We start from the raw sequence: 12,454 nt of genomic DNA, 5'->3' as shown, positions 1-12,454 counted from the left end.
ACGCCATGGTATTGTGTACCCCATCAAACGATAAATACGCTAAACGACATCCGCTAAACAGAGATAGGGTAAAGAATATGATCATGCAAAAAGATGCGCTCAATAATGTCCATATCAGTGCTGAACAAATACTGATAACCCCGGAAGAACTGAAAAACCAGTTTCCTTTGAGCGACAATGATCAGTATGCGATTGAATCCGCTCGCAAAACCATTGCTGACATTGTTCAAGGACGAGATCCACGTTTATTAGTCGTTTGTGGCCCATGTTCGATCCACGATGTGGATGCTGCTCTGGATTATGCGCGTCGTTTGAAAACACTCTCTGCGGAGTTGAGTGATAGCTTATATATCGTTATGCGTGTCTATTTTGAAAAACCAAGAACTACTGTCGGTTGGAAAGGCCTTATCAACGACCCGGCAATGGATGGCTCTTTCGATGTGGAAGCTGGCTTACATATTGCCCGTCGATTACTGCTGGATTTAGTGGGTATGGGGTTGCCGTTGGCAACTGAGGCACTGGATCCGAATAGCCCGCAATACCTGGGTGATTTGTTCAGTTGGTCAGCAATTGGTGCGCGTACCACTGAATCACAAACTCACCGTGAAATGGCATCTGGTTTATCCATGCCAGTTGGATTCAAGAATGGTACTGATGGCAGTTTGGGCACCGCAATCAATGCAATGCGTGCTGCGGCTATGCCACATCGCTTTATGGGAATTAACCAATCCGGTCAGGTTTGTTTGTTGCAAACCCAGGGCAATCCACACGGTCATGTGATTTTACGTGGTGGCAAAACCCCTAACTACAGTGCACAAGATGTCGCTCAGTGTGAAAAACAGATGCAGGATGCGGGACTCACTCCATCCTTAATGATAGATTGCAGTCATGGTAATTCGAATAAAGACTACCGTCGCCAGACTGCCGTCGCTGAATCTGTGGTTGAACAGATCAAGGCGGGTAATCGTTCTATCACCGGTGTGATGTTGGAAAGCCACATCCACGAAGGGAATCAGTCATCTGAACAACCCCGTACTGCTATGCACTACGGGGTTTCAGTGACCGATGCCTGTATTAACTGGGAAAGCACCGAAACCTTGTTACGTGGCATGCATCAAGAATTGCGTTCAGTGCTGGCGGCACGGACTGTAGAGGAAGAGTAAGTATGGTGGCTGAACTGACCGCTTTACGCGATCAAATTGATGAAGTCGATAAAGCCCTGTTGGACTTGCTGGCTAAACGCCTGCATTTAGTGGCAGAAGTAGGTGAAGTTAAAAGCCGTTATGGTTTACCTATTTATGTTCCAGATCGTGAGGCTTTGATGTTGGCCTCACGCCGACAGGAAGCTGAGGCTTTAGGTGTACCGCCGGATTTGATTGAAGACGTATTGCGTCGGATAATGCGAGAGTCTTATACCAGCGAGAATGACAAAGGTTTTAAAACCTTGTGCCCACAATTGCGGCCCGTAGTCATTATCGGTGGGCAAGGGCAGATGGGGCGTTTATTTAGCCGCATGCTGGGCTTGTCTGGTTACCAGGTGAAAACACTGGAGCAAGAGGACTGGCCACAGGCTGAGTCCATTCTGGCGGATGCTGGTATGGTGATTGTTAGTGTACCCATCCATATCACTGAAGAAGTGATTGGGCGATTGCCAAAATTACCGCCAGATTGCATTTTATTGGATCTCGCTTCGGTGAAAAACAAGCCGCTGCAAGCCATGCTGGCTGCTCATGAAGGGCCGGTTGTGGGTCTGCATCCGATGTTTGGCCCTGATGTGGGCAGTCTGGCGAAGCAAGTGGTGGTGTATTGTGATGGTCGCGACCCGCAAGCATACCAGTGGCTGTTGGAGCAGTTACAGGTATGGGGGGCAAGATTACACCGCATCAGCGCTGTCGAACATGATCAGAATATGGCATTTATTCAGGCATTACGGCATTTTGCGACCTTTGCCTATGGGCTACATCTGGCTGAGGAAAACGTGCAGCTAGAGCAATTGTTGGCACTGTCTTCACCGATTTATCGTCTGGAACTGGCGATGGTTGGGCGGTTGTTTGCGCAAGACCCACAGCTTTATGCCGATATTATTATGTCTTCGGAAGATAATCTGGCGCTAATTAAACGTTATTACAAACGCTTTGGTGAAGCGATTACTTTGCTCGAGCAGAGTGATAAACAAGCCTTTGTCCAAAGTTTTCAGAAAGTTGAGCACTGGTTTGGCGATTATGCAGAGCGTTTTCTGGTGGAGAGCCGTTCATTGCTGCGTCAGGCGAACGATAGCCGGCTATAATCATACCCGTCATTGGTTGCACTTGTTACTCGGCCCATCCTTGGGCCTTGTAAATCCTAAGCGTTGTGAATCTCTAAAGCTGCGTTAACTTGGATTGACCGGAATCACGTTCTCGCTTGGGTAGCAACCCAATATTTTCAATGAACGGGTAATAGGTGCTAAGTCTGCCAGCGCTTTTTGCATCGAATCGGACCGTAAATTAGCCTGCACATCAATATAAAACATCTCTTCCCACGGATTGCCATTAATCGGGCGGGATTCCAGTTTCGTCATGATGATACCGTGGTCTCGCAGCACTAATAGTGCTTCAACCAGTGCCCCTGATTGCTGACCCGTCGCCATAATTAAGGTGGTTTTGGCCGGTATCTGCTCTGAAACTTCAATGGACTTACGGGCAAGAACAATGAAGCGAGTGATATTTTGTTGCTGATTCGCCAGATTATGTTCCAGCACCTGCAAATTATACAGTGCACCACCGGCTTCACTACCCAGAGCGGCGGCTGTTGGCGAGTTCATTTGTGCCACTTTTTCCATCGCCGCAGCAGTGCTTTCGCAATACTCAATTTTCCAATGAGGGAAACGATTAATGAACTGGCTGCACTGCTGGAAAGGTTGTGGGTGACTGTATACGGTTTCGATTTTGCTCAGGTCAGTTTCAGTTGCAACCAGAACACAGTGGTCAATAGGGTTGGTTATTTCCCCTACGATGAACAAACTGGTGTGTTGCAGCAAATCATAAACGTCGTTAATAGAGCCGGAACTGGTGTTCTCTATCGGTAAGACGGCGTAATCCGCTTGCCCGGTTTCTACCTGAGTGAAAATATCTTGGAATTTCTGACAACCACATTCAATCAGTTGCTCAAAATGACGAGCGGCATATTGACGTGCAGCCAGATGTGAATAAGAGCCTTTTGGGCCCAGGAAAGCGATACGGGCAGAATGCAGGGCGGTTTGATTAAGCTGATGTTGTAACAGTGCCTGCTGAGTTAAGACCGAGTCTTCGATAATAAGTTGGAACAGACGAGTGACATAGAATCCGTCGAGGTCATAGGGCTTAGCGGCAGTTATCAAGGCATCCAGTAAGTCACGTTCACGCTCTTTATCGCGAATAGGACGATGATGGAGCTGCTTAGCTTTAGCGACATCCACTGCTAATTCACGCCGCTCTGCCAGCAAGGCGAGCAGTTTTAAGTCTAGTGCGCTGATGCGTTCACGTAGCACCAGTAATGGATTATCGGTCATAGGGATTTGCCTTATTTTTCTGAATGATTATACCCTAAATAATTCGAGCAGCAGGAAGGTAGCCAATGCACATGCAGCTTGAAGTATGACGAGGATATACACATAAAAAAAGCCTCCCGCTTGGGAGGCTTTGTTGTTCGTCTTCGCATTCTTTATCACACGACGAAACGCCTCCCAATCAGGGGAAGGTAAAAAAGAATGCGAAGAAAAACACTTTATTGATCATCGTTACTGGTTACCTGTTTTACTCGTAAGTGTGTTGCCACGAAAAAAATAGTAAAGAAAGTCAGTTCTTAAAACTGATCAGACTCTAAATTAACCGCCAGCCTGAATTGCTGTCAATAAAAAACGCGCCCAAAGGCGCGTTAGATCCGAAATGAGATGGATGGCTCCGGCTATTGTTCTTGCTCGGACTCTTCTTCCTCTACATCTACTGATTCCAGATTAGCTTCTTTAACACTACTTGCTGCGCGGCGAGCTTCACCTTTGTGCTGCACTTTATTTAATTGGCGTTCTAGTTTGGTGATAAGCTCATTAATTGCAGCATACATATCATCATGTTTGGCACTGGCAACCAATGGCCCCATTGGTGTACTGATAGTTGCATCGGCAACAAATCCTTGTGGACCTTTAGACAGTACGATGTGCGGGTTTATTAACTGGGCCTGCCATTTATCCAGTTTGGTGAGACGGTCTTCAACATGCTTGCGAATTGCTGGGGTAATATCCATTTGCTTACTGGTAATGTTGACTGTCATATGACTTACCTCTCTGTCTGCTCCGTCTTGGATAACTTCAGCATACCTCTCTTTCTCACAAAATGTATGATCAAGGTCACTTTTTTTTGTCACTTTTTGCAAAGGTCATGGGAACTGTGATTCAACGTCAGGAATAGCGGCTGGGGGCTTGAATCATTGATTATAATGCCGCATTATTGATAAGTTATATTGCCTGCATTCAGTTAAAAACGGCGTTATTTTTCTGTTTTAGATAGCATATTAGCGCGATAGTCTGATGCAGTGAGTTTTCTCGGCCTACACCAGTAAAGTGAACATCTGCCGTAAGGCAAGAATTGAAAACGGCAGCCTAGGCTGCCGTTTGTTATTTTATCGAGCCAGACAATATCAGGCTGGGTTCGCTGCAATTATCTTGGCAACTTTGTCTGCCTCGGCATTGAGTTGCAGTTGTTTATAAGCATTTTCCATCAATGGCAACGCATCACGGGTTGCTTGAGTATCAGGATAATCTCTCAACATTTGTTCTACACGGTTAACTACCGCGACGTAAGCGCCTCGTTTAGTGTAATATTGCGCCACGGCCAGTTCATGCTTGGCCAGACGATTTTTCAAGAACGTCAGGCGTTTTTGCGCATCAGTTGCGTACTGGCTGTTCGGATAGTTTTGAATCAACTGGTTAAAATCGCGGAATGCGGCCTTGGCATGTTGCGGGTCGCGGTCTGAACGATCAATCCCGAAGAAACCTTGCAATGCGCTGTCATCCAGAGCCATGTCAGTCAAACCACGCATATATAATACGTAATCGATGTTAGGATGTGTTGGATTGAGGCGCATAAAGCGATCGATTGAGGCTTGCGCCAACGGCAGATCAGCAGATTTATAATACGCATAAATCAAATCAAGCTGAACTTGTTGGGAGTAAGGCCCGAAAGGATAGCGGTTATCTAACGCTTCTAGTTGCGTAATAGCTCCCTTAAAGTTACCGTCCTGCAGTTTTTGCTGAGCGGTAGCATAGAGCTCAGAAGGCGGGTTATCGGGAACCACGTCCTTGTTACTGGAGCAACCGGTCAGCACCAGGCTCAACGTGGCGGCAGCCACCAGATATTTCATACGCGTCATGACGTTTTGATTATCCTCGAAGTGTTATTCCGGGAGACTGTCCGTTAAGCTCCCGACAAAGATCTAGATACAATAGCACATTATATTAAACGGCATCGCCGTCAAAACCCAACGTTAACGAACAAGAAGCTGCATATGGCACAACAAGTACAACTCAGCGCAACGGTGGCCGAATCTCAACTCGGTCAACGGTTAGATCAGGCTTTGGCCGAATTGTTCCCTGATTATTCAAGATCTCGCATAAAAGAGTGGATTTTGGAAGACAGGGTTACAGTCGACGGTAAAACAATTAATAAGCCTAAAGAAAAAGTGTTGGGTGGTGAGCTCGTCGCCATTGACGCGCAAATTGAGGAAGATGCCCGCTGGGCGCCTCAAGACATCCCACTGGATATCGTCTATGAAGATAACGATATTTTGGTCATTAATAAACCCCGTGGTTTAGTTGTGCATCCCGGAGCCGGCAACCCAGATGGTACGGTTCTGAATGCGCTGCTCTATTATTATCCTGAAATCATGGATGTCCCGCGCGCGGGTATCGTTCATCGCCTGGATAAAGATACTACTGGTTTGATGGTAGTAGCAAAAACGGTTCCGGCACAAACGCGTTTGGTTGAAGCACTGCAAGCGCGTGAAATTACCCGTGAATATGAAGCCGTAGCCATTGGCAATATGACTGCGGGCGGTCGGGTCGATGAGCCAATTTCTCGTCATTCCACCAAGCGTACTCACATGGCTGTGCACCCAATGGGTAAACCAGCAACTACCCATTACCGGATTATGGAGCATTTCCGCGCCCATACCCGCCTGCGTTTGCGTTTAGAAACGGGCCGTACCCATCAGATCCGCGTGCATATGTCTCATATTAACCATCCACTGGTGGGTGATCAGTTTTATGGTGGCCGTCCGCGCCCACCTAGAGGCGCCTCTGATTCCTTTATTTCCATTCTGCGTGGTTTTGATCGTCAGGCATTGCATGCAACCATGCTGCGTTTGTATCACCCTATCAGTGGTATCCAAATGGAATGGCATGCAGCATTACCAGAAGATATGGTTGAGCTGATAAATGCGCTGAAGGCTGATACTGAAGAATTCAAAGACCAGATGGATTGGTAATGAGTCCCCAACTGATACTTCCAGACTGGCCGATGCCTGCCGGTGTTAAGGCATGTAGCACCACCCGTCACGGTGGTATCAGCGAATCGCCTTATGATTCATTAAACCTTGGTACCCATGTTGGTGATGTTGCAGCCAGTGTGACAGCTAATCGCCAGCGATTAGTTGAACTGGCTGGCTTGCCGCAAATGCCTGTTTGGTTGGAGCAGGTGCATGGTACTCGTGTCCTGCATCTGGATGGTAAGGCGGTAGCTGATGTACAGGCAGACGCGGCTTATAGCCGGGTTGCCGGGCAAGTTTGTACCGTAATGACCGCAGATTGCCTACCGGTCCTGTTTTGTTCATTAGCAGGCGATGAAGTTGCGGCCGCACATGCTGGTTGGCGCGGTTTATGTGCTGGCGTCCTTGAACAGACGCTGGCGCAGTTCAACGCGGCCCCTGCTTCTATTATTGCCTGGTTAGGCCCAGCCATTGGCCCACAGCAGTTCGAAGTGGGTGAAGAGGTGAAACAGGCCTTTATCAATATCGACCCAGCATCCGCCTCTGCTTTTGTTCCCTCAGGCACTAAATATCTCGCTGACATCTATCTATTGGCTCATTTGCGGCTACAGGCTGCAGGCATTCACGCTATTTATGGCGGTAATCGCTGTACTGTGAGTGAAAAACAGCAATTTTTCTCTTATCGGCGCGATGGAATCACTGGACGTATGGCAAGTTTAGTCTGGCTGATATAACCTACTGAATTAGGACGATCCGCTGACGCATAACGAATTACTTTAAATATAGTGTCGAAATAACCTTGAAAATTTGAGGGATGACCTCATCTAATCTCCAGTAGCAATTTTGACCAATATCGGAGGTGTTATGCGTCTGGATCGTCTTACTAGCAAATTCCAGCTTGCCCTCGCCGATGCCCAGTCTTTAGCGCTTGGGCGCGACAACCAGTTTATTGAACCGTTACATTTGATGAGCGCACTGCTCAATCAGGATGGGGGGACGGTTCGCCCATTGTTGACCTCGGCGGGTATTAATGTTGCCAGTTTGCGCAGCGACATTGAGCAGGCTTTAGGTCGTCTTCCACAAGTTGAAGGTACCGGCGGTGATGTTCAACCATCAAACGAGCTGGTACGTGTATTGAATCTTTGTGACAAGTTAGCGCAAAAGCGTGCAGATAAGTTTATCTCTTCAGAACTGTTCGTGTTGGCAGTGCTTGAAGACCGCGGCACCTTAACTGACATGTTAAAGGCTGCCGGTGCAACAACTGATAAAATAGATAAGGCAATTGAAAATATGCGTGGTGGTGACAAAGTCGATGATCCAGGCGCCGAAGATCAGCGTCAGGTGTTGAAAAAATTCACTATCGACCTGACTGAGCGTGCAGAGCAGGGGAAACTTGATCCGGTGATTGGCCGTGATGAAGAGATTCGCCGTACTATTCAGGTGTTACAACGTCGTACCAAAAACAACCCGGTATTAATTGGTGAACCCGGTGTCGGTAAAACCGCCATCGTGGAAGGGTTGGCACAACGTATCGTCAATGGCGAAGTGCCTGAAGGCCTGAAACATAAACGTGTGCTGTCATTAGATATGGGCTCACTGATTGCCGGTGCTAAGTATCGTGGTGAATTTGAAGAGCGTCTAAAAGGCGTGTTGAACGATTTATCAAAACAAGAAGGTAGTGTGATCTTGTTTATTGATGAATTGCATACCATGGTTGGCGCTGGGAAAGGCGATGGGGCGATGGATGCTGGTAACATGCTGAAACCTGCGTTAGCGCGCGGTGAACTGCATTGCGTCGGTGCGACCACCCTGGACGAATATCGCCAGTATATAGAGAAGGATGCGGCGCTGGAGCGGCGTTTCCAGAAAGTCTATGTTGCGGAACCGACAGTCGAAGACACCATTGCTATTTTGCGCGGGCTTAAAGAGCGATATGAACTGCATCACCATGTGCAGATCACCGACCCGGCAATTGTTGCCGCGGCAACACTGTCGCACCGTTATATTTCGGATCGCCAGTTACCGGATAAAGCCATTGACCTGATCGATGAAGCCGGTTCCAGTATCCGTATGCAAATGGATTCAAAACCAGAATCATTGGATCGGCTGGAGCGCCGAATTATCCAATTGAAACTGGAACAGCAAGCGCTGAACAAAGAATCCGATGACGCCAGTAAAAAACGGCTGGAAATGCTCAATACCGAATTAGAGCAGAAAGAGCGTGAGTATTCTGAGCTGGAAGAAGAGTGGAAAGCTGAAAAAGCCTCACTGACTGGGACTCAGAATATTAAGACTGAGTTGGAACAGGCCAAAATTACCTTAGAACAGGCTCGACGTGTGGGTGACTTGGCTCGGATGTCAGAACTTCAGTACGGTAAAATCCCTGAGTTGGAAAAACAGCTAGCGGCAGCCAATGCGCTGGAAGGGAAAACCATGAAGTTGCTGCGCAATCGTGTCACTGAGGTTGAGATTGCTGATGTCCTGGCGCGCTGGACGGGTATTCCGGTATCACGCATGCTGGAAAGTGAACGCGATAAACTGCTGCGCATGGAACAAGACCTGCATAAACGTGTCATTGGTCAGGATGAAGCAGTCGAAGCAGTATCCAATGCTATCCGCCGTAGTCGTGCTGGGTTATCAGATCCGAACCGGCCAATTGGTTCCTTCTTATTCTTAGGCCCGACGGGGGTAGGTAAAACTGAATTATGTAAAGCATTGGCCACGTTCTTGTTCGACAGCGACGATGCCATGGTGCGTATTGATATGTCAGAGTTTATGGAGAAACACTCCGTATCTCGGCTGGTTGGTGCACCTCCGGGCTACGTTGGCTATGAGGAAGGTGGTTATCTGACGGAAGCGGTGCGCCGTCGTCCTTATTCTGTAATCTTGTTAGATGAAGTGGAAAAAGCACATCCTGATGTGTTCAACATCTTGTTGCAGGTATTGGATGATGGTCGCTTGACTGACGGGCAGGGGAGAACGGTTGATTTCCGTAACACGGTTGTCATCATGACCTCTAACCTCGGTTCAGATTTGATTCAGGAACGTTTCGGTGAAAGAAGTTATACCGAAATGAAGAATATGGTGATGGAGGTTGTTAGCCATCACTTCCGTCCTGAATTTATTAACCGTATAGATGAGGTGGTTGTCTTCCATCCGCTTGGTCGAGCACATCTGGCCTCAATTGCCAGTATTCAACTGGAGCGGCTGTATAAACGTCTGGAAGAGCGTGGCTATCAGGTTACCATTACTCAACCTGCGTTGGAGTTCCTGGGGGAAACCGGCTTTGACCCTGTTTATGGTGCACGGCCATTGAAACGCGCGATTCAGCAGGAAATCGAGAACCCGCTGGCGCAGCAGATACTTTCCGGCAAATTAATCCCGGGAGTACCTGTTACTTTAGATGTGGAAAACGGGCATATCATTGCCAGACAGTAATCGTTAATCCTCAAGGGGGCGAGAAATCGCCCCCTTTTTGTTTTCTTTTTCGCCATATTTGCGATTTTTGCCGTATTAATGAGCGGTTGAAAAGTTTTTTCAAATTAGGGGTTGCAGGCTGGCAGGAACTCCCTATAATGCGCCTCCACTGACCGGGAACAACGAAACATACTTCGCCGGGTCAGGAAGCGAAAAGAATGATTTTGACTTCGAAAGAAACCAAAGAAACTCTTGACTCTTCAGCGGGAAAGCGTATTATCTGCCTCCCGCGTTACCGTAAGATTCGCCGAAAGGCAAACGGGTAACGAACGCTCTTTAACAATTTATCAGACAATCTGTGTGGGCACTCGCAAGACGATATCGAAGCCTGTTTCGACAGGCAGAAAAAATATAAAAGTCTTGAAGAGTGACCAAAGCAGTACACATTTGAACTTCGGTTCGAATGCTTATTTGCAGAAAGTAATCTTTGAGCATCGCTGCTTTTATTAGCAGCAAATCAAACAAATCTTAAATTGAAGAGTTTGATCATGGCTCAGATTGAACGCTGGCGGCAGGCCTAACACATGCAAGTCGAGCGGCAGCGGGAAGTAGTTTACTACTTTGCCGGCGAGCGGCGGACGGGTGAGTAATGTCTGGGAAACTGCCTGATGGAGGGGGATAACTACTGGAAACGGTAGCTAATACCGCATGACCTCGCAAGAGCAAAGTGGGGGACCTTAGGGCCTCACGCCATCGGATGTGCCCAGATGGGATTAGCTAGTAGGTGGGGTAATGGCTCACCTAGGCGACGATCCCTAGCTGGTCTGAGAGGATGACCAGCCACACTGGAACTGAGACACGGTCCAGACTCCTACGGGAGGCAGCAGTGGGGAATATTGCACAATGGGCGCAAGCCTGATGCAGCCATGCCGCGTGTGTGAAGAAGGCCTTCGGGTTGTAAAGCACTTTCAGCGAGGAGGAAGGCAGTCGTGTTAATAGCACGGTTGATTGACGTTACTCGCAGAAGAAGCACCGGCTAACTCCGTGCCAGCAGCCGCGGTAATACGGAGGGTGCAAGCGTTAATCGGAATTACTGGGCGTAAAGCGCACGCAGGCGGTTTGTTAAGTCAGATGTGAAATCCCCGCGCTTAACGTGGGAACTGCATTTGAAACTGGCAAGCTAGAGTCTTGTAGAGGGGGGTAGAATTCCAGGTGTAGCGGTGAAATGCGTAGAGATCTGGAGGAATACCGGTGGCGAAGGCGGCCCCCTGGACAAAGACTGACGCTCAGGTGCGAAAGCGTGGGGAGCAAACAGGATTAGATACCCTGGTAGTCCACGCTGTAAACGATGTCGACTTGGAGGTTGTGCCCTTGAGGCGTGGCTTCCGGAGCTAACGCGTTAAGTCGACCGCCTGGGGAGTACGGCCGCAAGGTTAAAACTCAAATGAATTGACGGGGGCCCGCACAAGCGGTGGAGCATGTGGTTTAATTCGATGCAACGCGAAGAACCTTACCTACTCTTGACATCCACAGAACTTAGCAGAGATGCTTCGGTGCCTTCGGGAACTGTGAGACAGGTGCTGCATGGCTGTCGTCAGCTCGTGTTGTGAAATGTTGGGTTAAGTCCCGCAACGAGCGCAACCCTTATCCTTTGTTGCCAGCACGTAATGGTGGGAACTCAAGGGAGACTGCCGGTGATAAACCGGAGGAAGGTGGGGATGACGTCAAGTCATCATGGCCCTTACGAGTAGGGCTACACACGTGCTACAATGGCAGATACAAAGTGAAGCGAACTCGCGAGAGCAAGCGGACCACATAAAGTCTGTCGTAGTCCGGATTGGAGTCTGCAACTCGACTCCATGAAGTCGGAATCGCTAGTAATCGTAGATCAGAATGCTACGGTGAATACGTTCCCGGGCCTTGTACACACCGCCCGTCACACCATGGGAGTGGGTTGCAAAAGAAGTAGGTAGCTTAACCTTCGGGAGGGCGCTTACCACTTTGTGATTCATGACTGGGGTGAAGTCGTAACAAGGTAACCGTAGGGGAACCTGCGGTTGGATCACCTCCTTACCTAACGATACGCATTGCGTAGTGTCCACACAGATTGTCTGATGAATGTAAATGAGCAAGAGCACCTGTTGATGAGGGTGATGATTGTGTAATAAGACCTCGGTATCGAGTTTTTACTGCATCAGTCGTTCGAATGTGTCACCACATTTTCACCTTTACACAAAAATACTGAATCAGTGATTCAGTAGAAATTTTTGTGTCCCCATCGTCTAGAGGCCTAGGACACTGCCCTTTCACGGCTGTAACAGGGGTTCGAATCCCCTTGGGGACGCCACTCCGATAATGTGTGAAAGACATTATCAACTGAATATCTTAAAGATGACTTTAACGAGTCGTGTTTAAGATATTGCTCTTTAACAATCTGGAACAAGCTGAAAATTGAAACATTACAGCCGAAATTTATCTCTCCGTAGATGTACTGAGATAAAGAGTAACCTGTAATAGAGTCTCTCAAATAATCGCAATG

General features: G+C 48.1%; 8 protein-coding genes, 1 tRNA gene, 1 rRNA gene and 2 pseudogenes. 8 read left to right on the top strand and 4 right to left on the bottom strand.

Annotation, left to right across the window (positions count from 1 at the left end):
* The first annotated feature begins 83 nt into the window (after nucleotides 1-83).
* Together A6J66_011930 and tyrA are read left to right on the top strand one after the other, a co-directional pair.
* Nucleotides 84-1,163 (top strand): 3-deoxy-7-phosphoheptulonate synthase, encoded by a 1,080-nt coding sequence (locus tag A6J66_011930; GenBank protein ID PNM24831.1) that lies wholly within the window; start codon nucleotides 84-86, stop codon nucleotides 1,161-1,163.
* Nucleotides 1,164-1,165: 2 nt separating this feature from the next.
* Nucleotides 1,166-2,287 (top strand): bifunctional chorismate mutase/prephenate dehydrogenase, encoded by a 1,122-nt coding sequence (gene tyrA, locus A6J66_011925; protein ID PNM24830.1) that lies wholly within the window; start codon nucleotides 1,166-1,168, stop codon nucleotides 2,285-2,287.
* An 84-nt stretch (nucleotides 2,288-2,371) separates the two neighbouring features.
* Here the strand turns inward: tyrA and pheA are convergent, their stop codons facing one another.
* From pheA to A6J66_011910, 3 genes are all read right to left on the bottom strand, one after another.
* Entirely contained in the window at nucleotides 2,372-3,529 is a 1,158-nt protein-coding gene (gene pheA, locus A6J66_011920) for a prephenate dehydratase (GenBank protein PNM24829.1), read from the bottom strand.
* Between the two features lie 395 nt (nucleotides 3,530-3,924).
* A complete protein-coding gene (gene raiA, locus A6J66_011915; protein PNM24828.1) occupies nucleotides 3,925-4,287 on the bottom strand; it encodes a ribosome-associated translation inhibitor RaiA in 363 nt (120 codons plus the stop codon).
* A gap of 366 nt (nucleotides 4,288-4,653) precedes the next feature.
* The gene (locus tag A6J66_011910) at nucleotides 4,654-5,385 is read right to left on the bottom strand and encodes an outer membrane protein assembly factor BamD (GenBank protein PNM24827.1); all 732 of its coding nucleotides are present in this window, start codon (nucleotides 5,383-5,385) and stop codon (nucleotides 4,654-4,656) included.
* A 26-nt stretch (nucleotides 5,386-5,411) separates the two neighbouring features.
* Here A6J66_011910 and A6J66_011905 point away from each other — a divergent pair.
* The 4 genes and pseudogenes from A6J66_011905 to A6J66_011890 all read left to right on the top strand — a co-directional run bounded on the left by A6J66_011905 (nucleotide 5,412) and on the right by A6J66_011890 (nucleotide 9,936).
* Nucleotides 5,412-5,609, top strand: a pseudogene (locus A6J66_011905) (hypothetical protein).
* Entirely contained in the window at nucleotides 5,521-6,498 is a 978-nt protein-coding gene (locus tag A6J66_011900; protein PNM24826.1) for a 23S rRNA pseudouridine(1911/1915/1917) synthase RluD, read from the top strand. The pseudogene A6J66_011905 and the gene A6J66_011900 overlap by 89 nt, the downstream one beginning before the upstream one ends.
* Complete coding sequence (locus A6J66_011895) at nucleotides 6,498-7,232, top strand: peptidoglycan editing factor PgeF (protein PNM24825.1); 735 nt, start codon at nucleotides 6,498-6,500, stop codon at nucleotides 7,230-7,232. Before A6J66_011900 ends, A6J66_011895 begins: the two co-directional genes overlap by 1 nt.
* 130 nt (nucleotides 7,233-7,362) lie before the next feature.
* On the top strand, nucleotides 7,363-9,936 hold the full coding sequence (locus A6J66_011890; GenBank protein PNM24824.1) for an ATP-dependent chaperone ClpB: 2,574 nt from the start codon (nucleotides 7,363-7,365) through the stop codon (nucleotides 9,934-9,936).
* A 326-nt stretch (nucleotides 9,937-10,262) separates the two neighbouring features.
* On the opposite strand, the pseudogene A6J66_011885 reads toward A6J66_011890, so the two are convergent.
* A pseudogene (locus tag A6J66_011885) lies at nucleotides 10,263-10,440 on the bottom strand (hypothetical protein).
* A gap of 5 nt (nucleotides 10,441-10,445) precedes the next feature.
* Between A6J66_011885 and A6J66_011880 the strand changes: the two are divergent.
* Both A6J66_011880 and A6J66_011875 read left to right on the top strand, forming a co-directional pair.
* Nucleotides 10,446-11,991: ribosomal RNA gene (locus A6J66_011880) — 16S ribosomal RNA — on the top strand.
* Between the two features lie 195 nt (nucleotides 11,992-12,186).
* Nucleotides 12,187-12,262 (top strand) — tRNA-Glu (locus A6J66_011875).
* Nucleotides 12,263-12,454: the final 192 nt, after the last annotated feature.

This window comes from Yersinia enterocolitica, from assembly GCA_002082245.2.
Lineage (GTDB): Bacteria > Pseudomonadota > Gammaproteobacteria > Enterobacterales > Enterobacteriaceae > Yersinia > Yersinia enterocolitica_E.
Note: the sequence above shows the minus strand (reverse complement) of the source record. Positions and strands in the feature narration are given on the sequence as shown.

Coding starts and splice junctions, on each gene's coding strand:
- A6J66_011930 (PNM24831.1), top strand. CDS start 84: ATGCAAAAAGATGCGCTCAATAATGTCCATATCAGTGCTGAACAAATA.
- tyrA (PNM24830.1), top strand. CDS start 1,166: ATGGTGGCTGAACTGACCGCTTTACGCGATCAAATTGATGAAGTCGAT.
- pheA (PNM24829.1), bottom strand. CDS start 3,529: ATGACCGATAATCCATTACTGGTGCTACGTGAACGCATCAGCGCACTA.
- raiA (PNM24828.1), bottom strand. CDS start 4,287: ATGACAGTCAACATTACCAGTAAGCAAATGGATATTACCCCAGCAATT.
- A6J66_011910 (PNM24827.1), bottom strand. CDS start 5,385: ATGACGCGTATGAAATATCTGGTGGCTGCCGCCACGTTGAGCCTGGTG.
- A6J66_011900 (PNM24826.1), top strand. CDS start 5,521: ATGGCACAACAAGTACAACTCAGCGCAACGGTGGCCGAATCTCAACTC.
- A6J66_011895 (PNM24825.1), top strand. CDS start 6,498: ATGAGTCCCCAACTGATACTTCCAGACTGGCCGATGCCTGCCGGTGTT.
- A6J66_011890 (PNM24824.1), top strand. CDS start 7,363: ATGCGTCTGGATCGTCTTACTAGCAAATTCCAGCTTGCCCTCGCCGAT.